Source organism: Desulfobacterales bacterium (assembly GCA_028704555.1).
GTDB lineage: Bacteria > Desulfobacterota > Desulfobacteria > Desulfobacterales > JAQWFD01 > JAQWFD01.
The window spans coordinates 1-20131 of the sequence record JAQWFD010000029.1 but is presented as its reverse complement, the minus strand read 5'-3'; the positions used below and the strand labels follow the sequence as shown (position 1 = coordinate 20131).

The 20131-nt window shown below is 44.8% G+C and carries 14 protein-coding genes and 2 tRNA genes; 6 read left to right on the top strand and 10 right to left on the bottom strand.

Translation table 11 applies throughout. From position 1 onward, the window contains the following. The first annotated feature begins 88 nt into the window (after window positions 1–88). From PHQ97_11320 to PHQ97_11305, 4 genes are all read left to right on the top strand, one after another. The gene (locus PHQ97_11320; protein ID MDD4393321.1) at window positions 89–472 is read left to right on the top strand and encodes a GxxExxY protein; all 384 of its coding nucleotides are present in this window, start codon (window positions 89–91) and stop codon (window positions 470–472) included. Between the two features lie 184 nt (window positions 473–656). Next, window positions 657–2891 carry a PglZ domain-containing protein gene (locus tag PHQ97_11315; protein MDD4393320.1) on the top strand — a complete coding sequence of 745 codons (2235 nt, stop codon included), beginning with the start codon at window positions 657–659 and terminating at the stop codon, window positions 2889–2891. Window positions 2892–2909: 18 nt separating this feature from the next. Beyond that, entirely contained in the window at window positions 2910–4961 is a 2052-nt protein-coding gene (gene brxL / locus PHQ97_11310) for a protease Lon-related BREX system protein BrxL (protein ID MDD4393319.1), read from the top strand. A gap of 460 nt (window positions 4962–5421) precedes the next feature. After that, a complete protein-coding gene (locus tag PHQ97_11305) occupies window positions 5422–6666 on the top strand; it encodes a hypothetical protein (protein MDD4393318.1) in 1245 nt (414 codons plus the stop codon). 90 nt (window positions 6667–6756) lie between these two features. Here the strand turns inward: PHQ97_11305 and PHQ97_11300 are convergent, their stop codons facing one another. The 6 genes from PHQ97_11300 to tadA form a co-directional block, all read right to left on the bottom strand. After that, window positions 6757–7644 (bottom strand): patatin family protein, encoded by an 888-nt coding sequence (locus tag PHQ97_11300; GenBank protein ID MDD4393317.1) that lies wholly within the window; start codon window positions 7642–7644, stop codon window positions 6757–6759. A gap of 113 nt (window positions 7645–7757) precedes the next feature. Continuing rightward, window positions 7758–8399, bottom strand: coding sequence for a class I SAM-dependent methyltransferase (locus tag PHQ97_11295; GenBank protein ID MDD4393316.1), 642 nt, complete (start codon window positions 8397–8399; stop codon window positions 7758–7760). Window positions 8400–8798: 399 nt separating this feature from the next. Further along, the gene (locus PHQ97_11290; protein MDD4393315.1) at window positions 8799–9599 is read right to left on the bottom strand and encodes a 4Fe-4S binding protein; all 801 of its coding nucleotides are present in this window, start codon (window positions 9597–9599) and stop codon (window positions 8799–8801) included. Window positions 9600–9661: 62 nt separating this feature from the next. Then, window positions 9662–9738: transfer RNA gene (locus tag PHQ97_11285), tRNA-Pro, on the bottom strand. 58 nt (window positions 9739–9796) lie between these two features. Next, window positions 9797–11086 (bottom strand): adenylosuccinate synthase, encoded by a 1290-nt coding sequence (locus PHQ97_11280; GenBank protein ID MDD4393314.1) that lies wholly within the window; start codon window positions 11084–11086, stop codon window positions 9797–9799. 50 nt (window positions 11087–11136) lie between these two features. Beyond that, the gene (tadA, locus tag PHQ97_11275; protein ID MDD4393313.1) at window positions 11137–11613 is read right to left on the bottom strand and encodes a tRNA adenosine(34) deaminase TadA; all 477 of its coding nucleotides are present in this window, start codon (window positions 11611–11613) and stop codon (window positions 11137–11139) included. Between the two features lie 569 nt (window positions 11614–12182). Between tadA and PHQ97_11270 the strand changes: the two genes are divergently transcribed. Beyond that, a tRNA-Arg gene (locus PHQ97_11270) sits at window positions 12183–12259 on the top strand. 691 nt (window positions 12260–12950) lie between these two features. Here the strand turns inward: PHQ97_11270 and PHQ97_11265 are convergent. The 3 genes from PHQ97_11265 to PHQ97_11255 all read right to left on the bottom strand — a co-directional run bounded on the left by PHQ97_11265 (window position 12951) and on the right by PHQ97_11255 (window position 15855). Further along, window positions 12951–14459 carry a DEAD/DEAH box helicase gene (locus PHQ97_11265; protein ID MDD4393312.1) on the bottom strand — a complete coding sequence of 503 codons (1509 nt, stop codon included), beginning with the start codon at window positions 14457–14459 and terminating at the stop codon, window positions 12951–12953. A gap of 444 nt (window positions 14460–14903) precedes the next feature. Beyond that, a complete protein-coding gene (locus PHQ97_11260; GenBank protein ID MDD4393311.1) occupies window positions 14904–15242 on the bottom strand; it encodes a helix-turn-helix transcriptional regulator in 339 nt (112 codons plus the stop codon). 160 nt (window positions 15243–15402) lie between these two features. Then, on the bottom strand, window positions 15403–15855 hold the full coding sequence (locus PHQ97_11255; protein MDD4393310.1) for a helix-turn-helix transcriptional regulator: 453 nt from the start codon (window positions 15853–15855) through the stop codon (window positions 15403–15405). A 605-nt stretch (window positions 15856–16460) separates the two neighbouring features. Here PHQ97_11255 and PHQ97_11250 point away from each other — a divergent pair. Then, window positions 16461–18929 (top strand): trypsin-like peptidase domain-containing protein, encoded by a 2469-nt coding sequence (locus tag PHQ97_11250; GenBank protein MDD4393309.1) that lies wholly within the window; start codon window positions 16461–16463, stop codon window positions 18927–18929. Window positions 18930–19724: 795 nt separating this feature from the next. Here the strand turns inward: PHQ97_11250 and PHQ97_11245 are convergent. Beyond that, window positions 19725–19994, bottom strand: a complete 270-nt coding sequence (locus PHQ97_11245; GenBank protein MDD4393308.1) for a hypothetical protein — start codon at window positions 19992–19994, stop codon at window positions 19725–19727. Window positions 19995–20131: the final 137 nt, after the last annotated feature.

Sequence of the window (20131 nt, the reverse complement as noted above, 5' to 3'; positions counted from 1 at the left end):
ACAGATATAAAAAAAGAGCTATCAGAACAGAAAGGTTATCTGTGAGAATCTGTGTGCATCTGTGGTTCCAAAAAGAGATTGGTAAAAGATGAAAACGAATAGCCAAGGCTTTTTATATAAAGAAGAGACCCATCAGGTGATTGGCTGCGCATTTGAAGTGTTGAATACGCTGGGGCATGGCTTGCTTGAAAAGCCTTATGAAAACGCTTTGGTTGTTGAGTTTGGATTAAAGCAGATCCCTTATCAGCAGCAGGCCAGATTCTCCGTTATTTATAAATCCGTGCCGGTTGGAGAATACATTCCCGACCTGATTGTGTTTGATAAAATTATCGTCGATGCCAAGGTGATTGAAAAAATCGGCAATAACGAGAAAGCCCAAATTATCAATTACCTGAAGATAACCGGCCTGCGCGTTGGCCTGATACTTAATTTTAAACACGCCAAACTTGAATGGGACAGAATCATACTATGAAGGTTATCTGTGTGAATCTGTGTGCATCCGTGGTTTCAAAAAAAAGAATTTTAACCACAGATGGACACAGATAGACACAGATATTAAAGGGAAAAGCTATCAGGTTATAAATATTATCTGTGTGAATCTGTGTTCATCTGTGGTTTCAAAAAAAGAATATCTGTGGTTTCAAAAGAGGTTTATTATGATAGATAAGTGGTTTAAAAAAGATTTGCAGGGTATTTTTGAGCAACACCCGGTGGCGGTTTTTATTGATGAATCCGGTGATGCAGAATTTTTGCTGCGCACAGTCGGGACAGAATACACCATTCACACGGCTCACTCAGAAATCGAAGAGCTGCATGTGAAATATCTGATTGAACGAGGACAGCCTTCACCAGAGAAATACTTGATCTATACCCATACGGATAAGGATAAACTGAAATATGTCCGGGAATACTGCGAAACCAATGGCTGCCTTGAAATCCGCTACCTGCAGAACTACATCAAAGACAAAGTCCACCAGACACTGAATCTGAACATCAATCTTCCTAAAGATGAGATCATCGCTGCGGCGAAAGTCAGTGTGGGTAAAGACCGAACCTACTGGATGGACCTGAGCCATAAAGGGGCAACGGAAATTTTTGATCTGAAAAAGGAACTGCTTCCCTTTATTCATGACCCGAAGGCTTACGCTAAAGAAAAGTATGATGCCCAGCTGAGAGAAACCTTTTATCGCAAAGTCAATGACCTGCTGAAACAGGAATATATTTCCAAACCGGCTCAGACCCTGGCAGGTGAGGTGGTAAAGGCCATGCTGGATGCAATGGCGTACGGAAAATGTTATCCGATTCTTGAAGCCGTCTATTACAACTGGCTGGATTCAGTAAGCTGCCGGGACTCTTTTTCCGGCTATCTCGACGACTACTCACTCCCGGCCGATATGGATATCTGGTCTGTTCATCCCAACCATCCATTCCGTGCAGTGGATGAAAACTGGCTTAAGATTATTGGTGAAAACATAGGTAACAAAAAAGCCATACCCGATTATCTGGCCAGAATCTCACAGCGAAATCAGAGCAAACAGGCTAAAGCACTGGGAATTACGTTCTGGGCAGATGTCAGGACGCTGCTGGAGTTTGACCCCAAAGACATTGCCTATCTCGGCACTTTTTCAGAGTGCGTCGGGTTTTATACAAAGCGCTTCTATAAACTCGATACCGCAATCCGGAATCTTTATGCCGAGTTCCTGAATAAAAGAGATCTGCTGGAACCATTTCAGGAACATTATAAGCAGCTTGTATCCATTTTCTTCGATAAATGGTTTAAGTTTTTTGACGGGTATCAGGAGGATCAAACCGGCATACTTCAGCGAATTATCGATGAGAACAGTGGAAAAACTGCTGTTATTGTTGGGGATGGTGTGGCCTATGAAATTGCCTGTCAGGTTGCAGCAACGGTGAACAGCCGCTTTAAGCTTGCCCGAAACGCTATTGTTGCAGATATCCCTTCCGAAACGGAAAACAACATGAGCCGAATCTACATGGCCAATGGCGTAACGGAAAAGGTTCAAGGCAACCGGGAAAAATATCTGTTGGAGAAAAATCCCGACATATCCATCGACTTTATCAGGCTTGACGATGTGAATGAGGAGGCAAGACCTGCCCAGTTCCTGATCTGCACCTACAAAGATTTCGATGATATGGGAGAAAAACTGCAGCACAAGGCGCTGAGATATTTCCCGGAAACCATCGATTTTTTTGCTCAGAAAATAACCCTGCTCCTGAACAGCGGATATTTGAAAGTATATTTAATTACAGATCATGGATTTGTTTTGACAGGGCTGTTGAGTGAATCTGACAAGATTTCAGTTTCTCTGGGTGGGGCGTCTGGAAAAGCAGAACGCTACATCCGCACAGAAAACCGGCAGCCGTCGTTAAGCGATGGGTGTATTGAGGTAGAAAAAAATTATGAAAACTTTAATTACCTCTATTTTTCCAAAAACATGAATCCGTTCAAAACTCCCGGCGTTTATGGATTCTCTCATGGTGGCGTTTCACCGCAGGAACTTATCACGCCTTATTTTTGCTGGGAGCATACCGGCAGCCCTGCCAAATCCTTGATGGCGATGATTGAAAACAAAGAAGATCTGAAAAGCGTTACCGGTGAATTGTTTCAACTGAAAATCAAATCCGACAAGGGGGCTGACGACCTTTTTTCGATGGAAAGAAAGGTCTGCCTGGTATTTTTCAGCAACAAGGTTCAGGTAAACAAGAGCGATGTTTTTGTAATCCGGAGAGATCAGCTTGTTTCAAAGGAATACACCTTTGATGGAAATCCTGTGATTGAAGTCCAACTTCTGGATGCCCAAACAAAAGAGCAGCTCGACAGAGCAATGATTAAACAGAATAAAGACCGAGACTTAGGCGGACTATTTTAACGGTAAGGAACTGAGACTATGGCAGTATTGGATGACTTGGATATAAAGCTTCTGGAGCATTTCAGAGGCTATGTCGTAAAAAAGGATCTTGTTCGTTCCGTGAAGGTGGGCGCTAATGTTCCCGTTTTTGTGCTTGAATACCTGATAGCCAATTCCTGCTCCACGGATGATGAAGAAAAGATCCGAACGGGAATGGAAAATGTAAAAAAGGTGCTTTCAGAACACTATGTAAACCCTGAAGAAAGCTCTTTAATCCATTCCAAGATCCGAGAAAGAGGGCGTTACAAGATCATCGATAAAATATCGGTTGAACTGGATTCCAAGAAAGACATTTATTGGGCCAGACTCCTGAACAGCAACATCAAAAACGGGAATATCAGTGACCGCCTTGTAAAACAGCATGAAAAAATGCTGATGGGTGGTATCTGGGCCATCATTGATGTCGAGTATGATCCGAATATTAAAATTGGTCAGAACATTTTCCCGTTTGTCATTACAGAGATTAAACCGATCCAGCTTTCTTCGTTTGATAACAGCAGGATCATCAATAAACGCAAAGCGTTTACCAAAGGTGAATGGCTGGATATTCTCCTCCGCAGCTGCGGGTATGAGCCAAGTGCCGAAGGTATCACCGATCGAATTAAAATGCTCTTGCTTGCACGTTTGCTGCCGCTTGTCGAATCAAATTTAAACTTCATTGAGCTTGGACCTCGTTCAACCGGAAAATCCTTTGTTTATAAAGAACTGACCCCTTATGCGGTATTGATATCCGGTGGACAGGGTACCGTTGCCAAGCTTTTTGTGCACGGATCAACCGGGAAGGTTGGCGCGGTGGGCCAGTGGGATGCCGTCTGCTTTGACGAGGCAACCGATAGAATTTTTAAAGAACGGGATGCGGTTCCGTTGATGAAGGACTATATGGAGTCCGGTTCATTTTCCCGGGCTGGCGCTGGAGGCGAAATTACAGGGGCAGCATCTATAATCCTGAACGGTAACATCAATCAGCCGGTTGAAACCGTTCTCCAGACATCTCATCTTTTCAGCCCTTTATCTGATCAAGTAAACAACGATACGGCGTTTCTCGATCGTATTCACTTTTATCTTCCCGGATGGGAGATGGTCAAATTTGCTCCAAAGCATTTCACCTCCAATTTTGGTTTCAGCACAGATTATTTTTCAGAGGTTTTGAAATCGCTCAGGCGGGTTACTTATACCGATGCTCCCGAGAAATATTATTCACTTGGATCTCATTTAAAGCAGCGTGATACCAAGCCGGTTAAAAAGACTGTTTCCGGTTTTATTAAACTCCTCCATCCGGATGGCAACTATACTAAAGATGACGTTCGGGAATACGTAGAAATCGCTTTGGAAATGAGGAGACGGGTTAAAGAACAGCTTAAGCGCATCGGGGGAATGGAGTTCTGGGACACCAATTTCTCATACATCGATAAAGATACCCAGGAAGAGTTTTTTGTAGGCCTTCCGGAAGAAAAAGGCTCTCATCTTATTGAGAACACACCACTTCAACCGGGGGTTTGCTACACCAGTACAAGCGATGGAGAAAATGTAGCACTGGTCCGAATTGAAACGGTTGCAGCCCCAGGCTCAGGGAAGTTGAACATTACCGGCGTCAATAATACAGTCGTCAAAGAGAATATCAAAAATACCTATCAGTATATAAAAGCGAATGAGAAAGCGATACTGAGCGACAAACACTGCCTGAAAAATTACGACATTACCATTCAGGTGAGCAACCTTCTTGGGGCAGCGATTTCATCCGGAATAGGCTCGGCTGTATACATTGCAATTGTCACGGCATTATACAAAAAGAACCTTAAGGCGGGCCTGGCTGTGCTTGGGAATATCTCAGTCGGCGGTGCGATTGAACGGGCCGCGAACTTTGCGGATAAAGTGACCATGCTCTCTGAAAATGGAGCCAGGGTGGTGATTGTCCCAATGGATAATTTAAATGAGTTGTCTAATATCCCCCCAACAGTACTCGGTAATACGGATGTGCCTTTTTATCAGAATAATCAAATGCTGATGCAAAAAGCGATATTGCTGGACTAAGGAGCTGGCATTTGGGGTTTTTCATAAAATTATTCATGTGGCCCGACCAGGCGGTAACAAGAAGCCAGGGATGCAGGAACGATTCAAACATATTGAAGTAGAGGCCCATGATAATTTAACCGAAACGGAATTATAAATTCTCAAATAATTTATACGCAAATATAGCCTTTGTGATGACCAGGCGGTAGCAAGAAACCAGGAATAAAAGGAACCACGAATAGACACGAATACAAGCTATCAATTACGAAAAGCACGAATCGCAGGAAAAAGAAGGAACGCAACCATCGATTATTATATAGTGTTCATTCATAAATAGGATAGTTTTTCCAGGTTCAAGGTAGGCGAAGATTTTAACCGGAGGAATACATGGGGTATTTTGAGGATTAAAATTTGAGCCTGACGAAGAAATTGGGGAAAATAGGCATTTATGGATGGACATTATCTGAAAGGACAGATGAAAATGTCCCCGAAAGAACCCCATAAATGGACTTTTCGCGCCCGCTTCCGGCGCAATGCGTTCGGGTGGCGGTCACAGCCGGCCATCAGGCGGATTAAGGAAGCGGTATCGGAAATTAAAAAAACGGCTCGTAAAGATCCTGTTCTGGGTGCCGAAGGCGCGGTGCTGCTGCTTGAAAAATTGTCTCCGGCAATAGCGCATGTGGACAGCTCTTCGGGCGCTATCGGCACTGCGGTCAATCATGCTGTTGAAACCCTGGTGCCGATTATCGCCAATGCGCCGGCCGATGAAACCCTGCGGGGCAAATGGCTGGATCGTCTCTGGGAAGCCATCCAGGATGACGATATGCCTTACATCGAGAGCCTTTCCGAATTCTGGGGAGCGCTTTGCGTGACGTCAGAATGTGCATCGCGCTGGGCAGATACATTTCTTTCCACCGTGCGGGCCATGTGGCAATCTTCCCCGGAACAACAAGGCTTTTTCAAGGGTACAACCGCCTGTCTGAGTGCTCTTTATACGGCCGGTCGAAATGAAGATATTCTGGATCTGCTCAAGCTCAGTCCCTACAAATTCTGGAGTTATCACCAGTGGGGCGTCAGGGCGCTGGCGGCCATGGGCAGAAAGGCAGAGGCCCTCCGTTATGCCGAAGACTGTCGCGGCCCCTATGTTAATTCGTCCGAGATCGCCGAAATCTGCGAGGAAATTCTGCTGTCAAGCGGTATGGCTGAGGAAGCTTACCGTCGATACGCGATCGAAGCCAACCAGAAGACCACGTGGCTGGCAACCTTTCGTGCGGTTTCAAAAAAATACCCGCGCAAAGCAGCCGGTGAAATCCTGCGGGACCTTGTCAAAAGCACTCCGGGCGTTGAAGGAAAATGGTTTGCAGCCGCCAAATCCGCCGGGTTATACCGCGAGGCCATCGAGCTGGCCAACCGCACCCCCTGCGACATCAGAACCCTCATTCGGGCGGCACGGGATATGGCAAAATCCCAGCCTGAATTTGCCGTCGAGGCGGGTATGGCCGCACTCCGGTGGTTGGTGCAGGGCTATGGGTACGAAATCACGGGCCTGGATGTTCGCGATGCGTATCAGCACACCATGAACGCGGCTGAACATGCCGGCGCCAGGCCTGAAACCTTTGAACGTATCCGCAAACTGGTCGCCGGAGAGGTTTGCGGCGAACGGGTTGTCACCCGGGCCCTGGGTCAGGAGCTGGGTTTGGATGAGTTGCTAAAGAAGGATTTGTAACCGCATTAAGGGCTTGCTCATACCTGCGGCCACCATGTCGCGGAGTCCGTCCCGCCCAGTGCCGGCTTCTCCAGCACGCGGAAAAAATAATTATAAAATTTCGTAGTTAGTGGCTGATGTTGATTTCAAATAAGTACAAAGTTCCGGAAAACTTCCGGCCGCATCGCTGTAGCCCTGATCATAGGTGCCGTAGAGCTTTGCCTGGTTTCGTTCCACCCGGCCGACTTCCAGGGCACTGGGGGGGCGGATCACGAAAACGTCTCCGTTCTGCTCCATCTGATCGATGAAATCCATGGTTTTGTTGTACCGGATATAGCGGGTTGCCAAGGCGTTGCACAGGCCCCTGTAACGGGGATAACGCACAGGAAACAAACACCTCATGGCCGGTCGTTTTTTTCGATAGCCTTTGGGGCGGGTCAATACGAGAATATTTCGTGTGTTGCCGTCGGTCATGCTTTTCTGGATCGGAATTGAATCCGACATTCCGCCGTCCAGAAGGGTGCGGCCCTTATAGTGAACCGGTTTTGATGCAAACGGCAGGCTGCTCGAGGCCTGCAGGATTGTCATGTAATCTTTCCCCAGCTCGTTTTTTTCAAAATACAGGGGGCTTCCGGTTTCGCAGTCGGTAACACCGGTGATGCATTTCTGATCGCTTTCCATAAAAGTTTTAAAATCGAACGGGACCAGCGAGTGAGGGATGGTGTTGAAAATGAAATCCATGCCGAACAGCTCGCCCCGGGTCATCAGCCGGCGGTAGCTGAGATACCGGTGGTCGTTGACAAAGCGGATATTGACGATCCGGTTCCGTTCCGGTTGCCGGGAAATATAGCTGGCCGCGTTGCATGCGCCCATGGAAACGCCGATCACATAAGGGAAAAAGAGTCCTTTATCCATAAAAAAACGGAGGACACCCGATGTGTATACGCCCCGGAGACCTCCGCCTTCCAGAACCAGTCCCGTGTGTTTTAAATTTATCATTGCCTGCTCTGACCTGATTTTTTTCTGATATTGCATGAGCGTTTGCCGACAGAAGCTGACCGGCTTTCCGGTAAACGGAACGGATTATATAAAATTTAATCCCAAAATTCGAGTTATTTATAAGCAATTATGATTTCCTTGAAAAAATTAGCCGGAAAGCGGTTGCCGGAACCATTGCAGCTGATATGCCTGAAGCCGGATTGGCCGATGGTTGACAATATCTCCCGGGTATCCGGCAGTTTGTATCTCCAGCAAATGGTTCCGACGATGTCAGTAAAAAAACTTTTTTTTGCGCCGATAATGACGGCCATTCCGCTGGTTTTCAATACGTCATAGATAAACGAAAACACCTTATCCGGGATTCCATACTCCAGGACCGCTCCAACACTGACGACGATATCAAAGGCGCCAGGGGGAAGGGGGGCGCGTTTCATCCCGGGATATGCATAAAAGCCGTTTTCCCCGTTAAAATCACCCAGCATGACCTCGTTTTCGGGGAATTTTTTCCGATAGATATTCAACATGTTCTCCGAATTATCCAGTGCGGTTATTCTGGCGTTTAAAAATTTTTCTTCGATCAGCCGGGTGGTAATCCCGGTACCGCAGCCAAGATCCAGTATGCGTGGAGATGTATATCTGTTTGGCAGTTTTTTAAAAACCAGGCGGCTCAAAATGGTATATCCGGTGAGGTTCATTACCAGATCATACTTGTCCGATATCCGGTCGTAAAATGTTGTAAGTTTGCTGTCAGCCATTGTGGATCACCTGAACGGAGGGGGTGATGAAATGATGTTTCGGGTGTCAGATCGTTTTTTCGGTTAAAATACATTTCAGTGAAAACCTTACAGGATCAAAAGAAACGTTGATGAGACCCCATAATTGAAAGGGCTTTGGCAGGTTTTGCTCTACACTGTTTATATAATCATTTATAAAAACAGGATTCAACACTAAAATTTGACGGCGTCGTAAAAAGTCCATGTGCGGTGTGCTTTATTCCGTGCTTACTGCAGCGGACACAAGTACGCTTTACTCTACGAAATTTGCGATGCCTTGAATTTGAACCTTTTACTTTGACTCTGCCGTCTTGATTCTGACTTTTTACGAGTTTATCAAATCTGCCTGAAACCTGCCTGACAAACCGACCCCGGCTGCCATCAGAGATACGTTTCAGGTTCCTTGCGTTCCCGGCACCCATGATACAATTTATTCGTGATGGTTGATATAAACCCGTCCTTGAATTCTCTTGCACCGTTAGGGCAGCATTTGATGCACGCACAGCATAAAATACATTTTTCCGGATCCGTATCGGCCATGTCGTCTTTATTGATGGCGCCGGCCGGACAGACGTTTACACATGCGCCGCAACGGCTGCACTTTCCGGCGTCTGTTACCGGAGCGATATTCGGGAAGGAGGGGGACTGCTTATACGGAAAGTTCCCTGGAATGTTGAGCGGCCCCATCGTGTCAAAGGATTTGTTTTGGAAAAGTTTGTTCCGGATCCGTTCGCCGAATTCGCGTGCGTTGAGAACGTCCATCGCATCCGGACGGTCCCGAGCAATCGGCTGCTCATCGGTCGAAAAGGAATGTTCACCGATAAATGCCCCGGCCGCAACCGGAATGAATCCGGCCGCATCAGCAATGTCCTGCAATTCCTTCAGGGCATCCTTATAGGCATTGTTTCCATATACGACTATCAGTACAACAGGCGTTTTGAGGGCTGTAAATGATTTAAACCAGTCCGCCGCATCGGAGGGGAGCCGGCCGCCATACACCGGAGCGCCCAGAATAATCAGCTCATCATGAAAGGGCTGCGGATTGCCGGTTCTTGTGGCAGGTTTTGTACCATCGACAATGTCAATCGTGTCGATTTTCAAAGCCGATGCGATTTCTTCCAGAATCTTTTTTGTAGTACCGGTAGGCGAAAAGTATACAAGTTTAACAGACGATACGTTCATGATTATGACCTTTCAAATAAAAAAAGCCGATGAAATTTTCCATCGGCTTTTTAGCAAATTGATGGTCGGGAAGACTGGATTTGAACCAGCGACCCCAGCGTCCCGAACGCTGTGCTCTACCAGGCTGAGCCACTTCCCGACTTGAAAAAATATTAATACATAAATAAAAAAAATATGTCAATTAATTTTTTAAATTTCTATTGAAACGGGTTGTTCACAATGATGGTTTCATGTCGACCGGGTCCGACAGAAATAATATCGATGGGGACTCCGGATAATTGTTCGATCCGCTTGAGATATTTTTTCGCATTTTCCGGAAAGTCCTCGACCCTTCGTACGCCTGAAATATCTTCCCCCCACCCCGGCAGGCTTTCATATACAGGCTTGCAGGCGAAAAGGGTCTTTAAGCTGGATGGAAAATCATGAATGATGCTGCCCTGGTATTCATACCCCGTGCAGATATTAATCTGCTCAAGCCCGCCGAGAACATCCATTTTGGTGATCACCAGACCGGTGAGGCTGTTGAGCCGTACCGCATTTTTCAGAACCACCATATCCAGCCATCCGCAGCGTCGTTTCCGGCCGGTGGTAGCCCCGAATTCCGCGCCCTTATCCTGAATACGGGTACCGGTCTCATCAAACAGTTCGGTGGGGAAGGGCCCTTTGCCAACCCGGGTGGTATAGGCTTTGACGATGCCGACCACGCCTGAGATCACCTTCGGTCCGAGTCCGGAACCGCAGCATGCATTGCCGGAAACCGTATTGGAAGAGGTGACATAGGGATAGGTGCCGTGGTCAATATCCAGATGAGATCCCTGGGCGCCTTCAAACAAAATCTGCTTTCCGGCATCGATTGCCTGGTTGAGTTCAATGGATATGTTTTGAATATAAGGAGCCAGTCGTAATGCATAGCCGTTGTACTGCCGGATGATCTCTTCTGCATCCAGCGTATCGGCAGAAAAATATTGTTTGAGATAGAAATTTTTCTCTTCCAGTATGCTGTATACCTTTTCTGAAAATACGTCCGGTTCCAGCAGGTCAATGCATCGTATGCCCCGGCGGGTGGCTTTGTCTTCATAACAGGGGCCAATTCCCCTGCCGGTTGTGCCGATCTTTCTGGCGCCCTTTTTTTCTTCCCGGGCAATGTCAATCTTTTTATGGTAAGGCATGATCAGATGAGCCTTATCGCTGATTTTCAGATTGTCAGGGCCGATATTAAATCCTTTGCCGGCAAGATACTCAATTTCGGATAGCAGGACTTCAGGATCAACCACAACACCGTTTCCGATAATACAGGTTTTTTTCTGAAGAATGCCTGAAGGAATCAGGTGGCAGATGAGCTTCTGATTATTGACGACCATGGTATGACCGGCATTGTTTCCGCCCTGAAAGCGAACCACTATATCGGCAAATTCGGCCAGATGATCTACAATCTTCCCTTTTCCTTCATCCCCCCACTGGGTTCCAACAATGACTATGTTTGACACGTGTCACTCCTTGACTATAGTGTTGGTTAAGAAAGTTTCATTAACAGCTGCTATTGAGTCATAACGGCTTGCTTGCGCCGGGACCGGAAAAAGTCCTGAATCAGGGTGCGGCATTCTTCTTCACATACACCGGATATTATTTCGGGCTGGTGGTTCAACCGGCTGTCGCTGGCTAAATTGTAAAGTGATCCTGCTGCGCCCCATTTGAGGTCATGGGCGCCGAACACCACACGCGCTACTCTGGCGTGGATAATAGCGCCCATGCACATCAGACAGGGCTCGATGGTAACATACAGGGTGGTGTTTAACAACCGGTAATTACCAATTGCTGACGCTGCCTGACGCAATGCGAGAATCTCGGCATGGGCTGAAGGATCTGAAAGAAAAATCGTTTGATTATGAGCTGCTGAAAGAACCTCGCCGGACCCGGAAACCAGCAATGCTCCTACAGGAACCTCCTGAATTTGTCCAGCCTTAGCTGCTTCCTGCAACGCAAGCTTCATATATGTTTGATGCATTGAATTCATAAACGGGACATTACTATCGAAGCAATGAGATTGCTGCTGCTCATAACATGAAACAGGATTAATGAAATTTTGACATCAGGTTGCAGTAATTCGCATGTATACGAAGATAATTCAAGAATATTCTGCCCGTGCCTCACAATTTACGCGGTGGGGAAAGCAGGTTTGATCATAACTGCGGCCATATTTTGCTGCGCGTAGCCTCTGAGTTCCGCCCGTTGCCGGCATCCCCCGGATCGTGCTGGAGAAGTCGGCGATGGGCGGGACGAACCCCGTGACATTGTGGCCGCAGTTATGATCAAGCCCGGGAAAACCGATAATGATTCGAGAGAAGGGTTTTAATCACCCCCTTATACGCTTATACCCGGCCCTCGGTTGTTGAGTGCCACAATGTTTAAGAAACAAGGCACTGATTTGAAAAAATTGCCTTGCCATGAAAATCTGTTTCGGGTTATGAAATTAAGAACTGCAACAGGAATTTGCCGGAATGAAAATTCGAATTCTGGCCAAAAATAATTAAGTATGTATTGACATAATCGGCCTGATAGCTTATATCCCTTACACAATTTTTTGCGCCCGTAGCTCAGTTGGATAGAGTGCCGGACTACGAATCCGTAGGTCGCGTGTTCGAATCACGCCGGGCGCACCACGAATATCAAGGGATTAGCTCATAACGGGCTAATCCCTTTTTTGTTGGGGTGACAATAGGGTGACAACAGGGTGTATGTTGCTCATAAAAACCTTTGATAAAAAAAAGAGCGGTTCAGCATGTTCCGCCGATACCGCTCAATGATTTTATTTGCCTCAAGGACCGACTGCTCGGCCCCGGACCTTTATTTGTAGACAGGATTAAAAAATGTTTAAATTTCTGCCTCTGAGCACGTCCTGCACACGCTAAACATCACGCCAAACTCCAGAATCACAACATCTTGTATTAATCGCCCGTTAATGCCTCTATATGGACCGTATTCAGGTTTGGGAAAGAGGGCATATAGTCATATAACTCAAGTCGAGAAGTCTTCACATTTGCACATTGACTGCTTCGTTTTAAAGCTGGTCAAGGTTCGTTATGTTAACAATGGTTTTTTAGAACCGACAGGTCAATTTTTTTACTCGATCGTAAATTTCAGGTGCCTTATTGAATCTATTTAAATTGCCGGTATCTGCAATCAGAGATTTTTAAATTGTTTAGAAGGATAGCGCACTTAACACAGACGAGCATTGGCAGCTATGTAAATCACTGCCATTCGCCAATCATATGAAAAGTCAAATTAATAAAAAATTGATAAGCGGCATGGCCCTGGCTGTCCACTGCACTGATTGGTTAGAACAAAATTTCGTTACCTGTTTCCCGGAATTCTACTCGTCTCTTGGTTTATCTTTTCCAGCATACGTTGAGGAGGGAGTTTTTCTATTATTGCTCGCAAGGAGTCGTAGAAGGATTTCGATTCTTCGTCTACAAGGACATCCGACTGGGATAGTGCTCGCGACATTGATAAGCCAGAAATAGACCTGCAGCGACTCAATGCGACGTACGTTTGTCCTGTTTCGAAAACGCCAGCGCCTAATTCTAAATGAACTTTATCGATTGTTTTTCCCTGACTTTTGTGAATGGTCATCGCCCACGCTAACACAACTGGAAATTGTTTGTAACTGCCTGTTACGAGGCGGTCAATAGTCTTTTTATGGAAATTCCACTCATACCTATAGGCTACCCAAGTTGCTTTCTCGATGTTGATCATCTCTCCCGTCGCGGATAATTCGACAACGATGTCGTCTTGGCTAAGTTCCATTATCACGCCTATAGTACCGTTTATCCAGCGCTTATTTTTGTCGTTTTGGGTGAACATTATCTGTGCGCCCTGTTTTAAACGTAGCCTCATCGGTGCTGGGAGCCTGCCGTTTTTAAACGTGCCTGTTCGTTCCCCTCCAAAAATGTATTCTTTTCCTTCTAATTTATTAAGTTCTCGATCGTTAATGGTATCAACTTCCGTGTTTCTTGGCGAAAGCCAAACTGCCCCTTTTGGCGGCAAGTGAGTGATAAGGCACTTGTTATTAAGTATTTCAAGCGTTTTGGCAAGATTATGACCCTCTCGTATGTTTGTTAGAAGATCTACGAATGCTTGATCAGACTGGCGAAACGTTTTTTTTAGCTCTATAGCATAGTAGGTGCTAGATCCCAATGATTTGGCATTATAGAACTTAGGTGTCCCATACGCTTGTTCGAAAAGCCCCCTTGTTTCGTGACCCACAACAGGCGGCAATTGAAACATATCGCCGACCATAATAACCGGCAAGCCGCCAAAAGGTTTTTCAACCCCACGATTCAGGCGAAAAAATGCGCTAACTCCGTCAAGGATATTAGCATTAACCATCGACACTTCATCGATTATAAGAAGTTTTGCTTCTTGTATTTCCCGTCGACGAGGGGCCTTCTTAATGTCACTTTTCAAGATCCAAGCTGGTGGTAGCTGACACAATGAATGCAAAGTCTTTCCATTAATATTGATTGCCGATATTGCTGTCGGTGCTCCAAGAAGGACCCTCCCTTGAAATCTTTTCTCCATCCACTTTACAAATGTACTCTTTCCTGTTCCGGCACCACCAGTTACAAAAATGATCGGGAAGTTATTCTGTACAAGTTGCTCTGCGACTTCGTATTCAGGAAGAACTTCGATATGATTAATCATTCCGTCGTTTTTTTGATATTTTTGCTTCGTTGCAAAAATATTTGGCTTATACATAAGTTCTGGTGCTGCTGGCTCGCGATTTCGATTCGCTTGAGTAGAGAACTTTCTAAAAACAAATCCTGCGGCCGTGGCTATAGCTATTAGCGTCAAGGGCTCCATGCTTAGTTTTGCCTTAAATTCTAATAAATGATTAAGTGCCTAATATTTACATGGGCCAGAAATGCTTGTCGACGTATTTCTGACTAGACTATGTTAGTTTCTAACTGTTTATCTATTGTTCCGCTTGAAAGGTCAGCTACTGAAAATTCAGGTACCGATGTGGAGTATAAAATATTTCGAGATCAAATGAACCGGGGGGGATGGATAAAATATTGTAAAATTGACCCAGTGGTATTTTTTTTATTATAGGGATAGTATAAACAAGATGGGTACCTTGCAAGTAAGAATACCATTTTTTAACTTTTCCCCGGTAATGTAGAATTCCCAACCTGTTGTAACCCCTTGCCAATAGCTCAATAATTAGGTTTTTTTCTTTCCCAAACAAGGCCATTAGTAAGATGCCACCATGCTCATGCGCTGATTGTGCCAATATAGGGGGAGCGGTTATTTCCTCTCAGCGGCCTCCTTTAGGAGAATTTTTATTGCCGGCAGAGTCGCTGCTTTATTTTCTATTGCTTGTTGCAGATAAGCAAACATTTCTATTTCTTCTTTCGAAATATCATTCGGAGACAATAATTTAGCAGGGTGTACGCCCAACAGTCTTGCGGCTTCAGCTATTCTTTCTTGGTCCATGCCACGCTCTCCCGATTCAATTAATGATATAGAGCCAGAGGAGCTATAGTTGAGTTCGAGCGCTAATTTCAATTGCGACCAACCGCGCAACTCTCGCAGAACTCGGATTTTTTTTCCTAAAATACTTTTGTAAGAACGAGCTTTTTTCATACGTTCAGCTTTATATTGTATGTTCGCAAAACAAAATGCCAGATAGCCACCTCCAACCCATGCTCCCGCGTTGATTGTGCTGTCTTAAGCGCATGTTTGGAATATTCCGGAGAAGTGCCAACTATTTTTTTATCCGAATAGCAATCATTGAATTAGATCGTTATGTTTTTTTTGATTTTAAAATGCTATCAATTAGATCTTCAACATTAATATCCATGCCCTCTATCTCTCGAATTTTTCCAGCTATTTTTTTTAAAGATATATTGTTCACAGCCAATTCAAGAACTGTTTTTACTGTTTCTATAATATGAGGATCAGTGGGCTCCGAAAAAATAGTCATAATATTTCGATATATTTCAACCTGATCGTCTGAAATTTCAAAAGGGGAGCATAATGCGATTGGATGTACTCCTAAAATATGAGATGCTCTATAAATATTTTCTACGTTTAATCCTATTGCACCCCTTTCTATCTGTGAAACAGTGCCACTACTTTTGAAACCTATTTTTTTTCCAAGCTCAACTTGAGACAATCCAGCTTTCATACGTAATTTTTTGATATTTCGTCCAAGAAGTTTCTTAAATTCATATTTGTTGATAGAAATTTGTTTCATAACTTTATAGAATTTCTTTTCCAATGAGAAAAAATGCCTTTTTCGCGTATATAATCAGCAACAAAGCCTCTTACATCCAAAAAGCTTCCGGATGCAACATGTCTGACTTCGGGCACATGTTCTGACAATATCATTTTTTTGAATTTCTTTTTCATTGGAAATACTATTATATTTTTAACAAGTGGTTTAATGGTTTCCTGATATCTACAGTGCATAGACTGCTTGTCTACACCAACTCATACATTCATGCAAGATCGTTTGAATTAAAACAAATGACAAAGCCGAGTTGAAGCATTTTTAAGATTTTTACGGTTGACTATTAGTAGTCAATTCGTTAATCAATTTCAATCCTTAATTCTGAAATTACGATTTGAATCATAGCTTCTGAATTGGTTTGACGTTACTTCATCCTGTCTCAGAGCACCTCTTCAATGCCTTTCCCGGGAAGGGCTTGAATCAGAAAATTTCTTCAGAACATCGCTGCGCCCCGGAAATTGTCAAATCCATACATCTATTTTTTTGATTATATTGCATCGGTACCATCGAACCGGACAAGGCCACATCTTCTACGGACTAAAAAATTAAAATCAACTGAGAGGTGATTTGTGCGCTGTAAAAGCAATAAATTAAGCCGGATTTTTTATGTAATATTGGTTGTTTTGTTGTTCATCTCAGCCCAAGCAATGGCTGAATCCAAACAGCTTGATTTTGACACTGTTAAAATACTTGCAGAGCAGGGGGATGCCGAAGCACAATTTAATATGGCGATGATGTATGGCAATGGGAAAGGAGTCCCGAAGGACTTAAAAGAAGCTGTGCATTGGCTTAAAAAGGCAGCCGAACGGGGACACATTAAAGCACAGAGCTGTTTAGGCGGTTTATACGTTGACGGTGATGAAGGATTACCACAAGACTATGAAAAGGGTGTTTACTGGTATACTAAAGCCGCTGAGGCAGGAGAAACTGAGGTGCAATGGAATTTGGGAGCAATGTATGATTTAGGGGCAGGTATTCCTCAAGATTCAAAAAAGGCCATGTATTGGTATAATAAAGCTGCAAAAGAAGAGGGGGAGGATTCCATCTTCTGTACTATAGGGTCTCTTTTTTATTGGGGGGATGGTGTTCCCAAAAATATGAAAAAAGCCGCTTACTGGTTTAATAAGGCGATTGAGCATGGATGCAGTTCCAACTCAATTTATTTTGAACTTGCCGTTATGTATTTTGACGGCGATGGAGTACCTCAAGATTACAACAAGTCTTTAAGTTTATTTAACAAATCGTCATCATTAACTAAAAAACAATATAATTGCGACAGTTATAGTAGCTACTTTTATTATGGAGAATTTTTTTACCATGGTTATGGTGGCGTTCCTAAGGATTCTGAAAAAGGTCTGTACTGGTATTTAAAAGCCGCAAGCTTCGGTGATAATTTGGCACAAAATAAGCTTATAGAAATATATGGAGATGAAATAGATACTTCCCAAGTTAAAAATACAAAATATTGGTTAACCAAAGGTGCTGAGCTGGGATATACTGATTTTCAGTCTGATTTAGGATGGAAAAATTATATTAGTGAGGATTATAAGAATGCCTTTCACTGGTATTCAAAAGTTGCTGAACTGGGGGAGGCTCGGGCGCAGTATATGATAGGCGAACTGTATGACACTGGCAAAGGGGTGCCTCAGGACTACAAAAAAGCCGTTCATTGGTATACCAAAGCCGCAAAGCAGGGATATGCCTCTGCACAACATAATCTGGGGTATATGTATCGCAACGGCGAAGGGGTGCCTCAGGACTACAAAAAAGCCGTTCATTGGTATACCAAAGCCGCTGAGCAGGGATATGTCTTAGCACAAGTTCTGCTGGGGATTATGTATGACACTGGCAAAGGGGTGCCTCAAGACTACAAGAAAGCCGTTTATTGGTATACCAAGGCTGCTGAGCAGGGGGATGCCGATGCACAATACTATCTGGGGATTATGTATGACACTGGCAAAGGGGTGCCTCAAGACTACAAGAAAGCCGTTTATTGGTATACCAAGGCTGCTGAGCAGGGGGATGCCGATGCGCAATACTATCTGGGGAATATGTATCGCAACGGCGAAGGGGTGCCTCAGGACTACAAGAAAGCTGTTCATTGGTATACCAAAGCCGCAGAGCAGGGATATGCCTCTGCACAACATAATCTGGGGTTTGTATATGGCAACGGCATAGGCGTGCCTCAAAACTATATCAGAGCGTATGCCTGGTTTAACTTAGCTGCTGCTCAAGGGGAAAAAAACGCAATCAATAACCGGGAGATTGTAAGCAGCAAAATGACCCCTCAACAAATCGCGCAGGCCCAAGAGTTTTCTGTTCAGCTTCAGTATCGAATTGAGCAGCCCGACGAATCCTCCGTAAAAGAGGAAACCCTACCCGATGCATCAGATTCACAAAATCCGAATGCCTACAGTTCAGGAACCGGGTTTTTGATTTCCAAAGATGGATACCTGCTGACGTGCCACCATGTCGTTGATAATGCTCGTTCAATAAAGGTGATTGTGGGAGATAATTCGTACCCGGCCAAGCTGGTCAGGGATGACAAATATAACGACCTGGCGCTGCTTAAAATATCCGGCAGGTTTTCGGCCCTGTCGTTTTCTCCGAATCGGTCTGCCGCAATGGGGCAGGATATTTTTACCATCGGTTATCCAAATCCTTTATTGCAGGGAACAAGTGCCAAGCTGACCAAAGGCACAATAAACAGCCTTACCGGGTTTATGGATGATTTGCGCTTGTATCAGGTTAGCGTTCCCGTTCAGCCCGGCAATTCTGGCGGTCCCTTGTTGGATATGAATGGTAACGTTGCGGGCGTTATTGTGGCGGTCCTGGATGCCAAAATCGCATTCAATGTTACGGGCAGTTTACCTCAGAATGTCAATTATGCTGTTAAAAAAACATATGCCCAAGCATTGCTTGATACGTTGCCGGAGGTGTCTGCAAAACTGCTACCTCCTTCTACAAAGAAGCGGGGGTTTGAAACTGTTGCTGCTCAAGTCAAAAAGAGTATCGTGATGGTTGTAACGGCTGAATAAATCAGAGTAACGCCACTGTATGATACTGGTTCCTGGGTTCATCCGCATGGAAACCGGGCCGTATCAAGCCGTATATTCAAAAAAGGCAATAGCTCTATATAGGCCAGGGATAGAAGTCTCGATATTTACGCGTTGACGCATCCACATTCTAAGCGTATCAGAGTTTTAGCTGTTGGTTTGTTGTTTGGTGCTGTTTCCACCGCCTCTTGCCATGCCTCAGCTTGTTGCTTTGGTGGGAGCTTGGATAATGGGCGGGTTTGGCGTTCGGTTGTTGGAATGCGACCCGTGGGCCGCGTATTTTCAATAACCCCAGCAGACGCCATTAGCCTCTGTGCGTGCCTTATACCCATTTTCCACCGCCCCTTGCAATAAGCCTCAAAAGTCCCAAACTCCGCCCGGTAAAGTCTCGAGTCCCGGATCTGCATCAGTGCCATTCTTGAGCTTAAAAGGCCACCAGGGGTTTGCACTTTTTTTATACCCCTTTTCATCATCGTCAGTATCTATCCTCTAAAAAGCCGACATCACAGGCAAAAAGGTTGGTAATAATATCAGTAAGTTACACATAGTCAACGAGTCCCCAGGTGAGGGCATCCTTACAGCCATTACCCCCCCCAGGCTCTACCGGTTGAAGCGGCCATGCGTCGTGTCCACAACCTGTGAAGATATTTACCTGTTCTATTTGCCGAAAAGCCCCGCCAATACTGGATTAAAAGCTGAAAGGCTATAATTTCAAGGCGTCAAATCACTATACGTGGTATAGACGTTTTATCGGCCAAGCCGTCCCCCGCCTGGCTGCTAAAAAGGTGAATCCTCATGTAAGGTTTTTTCTTCTTGTTCGTCTTCACCGGCTGCCGCTATCGGTTCGACCTCTGTGTATTGCGAAAGTATTAAAGCGTTACGATCCCATATTTTTTTGTTTTCATCCTGCCAGCTTGAAAACAAGTTCGATCCGATCTGCCACTTTGTTTGGCACAAAAAACAAACGGCCCAATGGTCACGGTTGATGTTTAAAATGCTATCAACTTCTCCGCACTTCGGACATACGCCAAAATGATTTTTGCTCATGATAAAATAATTGTTTATGATAGTAAAAAAGCATACAAATCATAGAAAAATTGGGTAACACTTTCTTCTCCCCCCAAAAAAGGAGAAAGTGTTATGAGTTTGAAACAATTCAGCCAAAATCAAAAACTGACAATCCT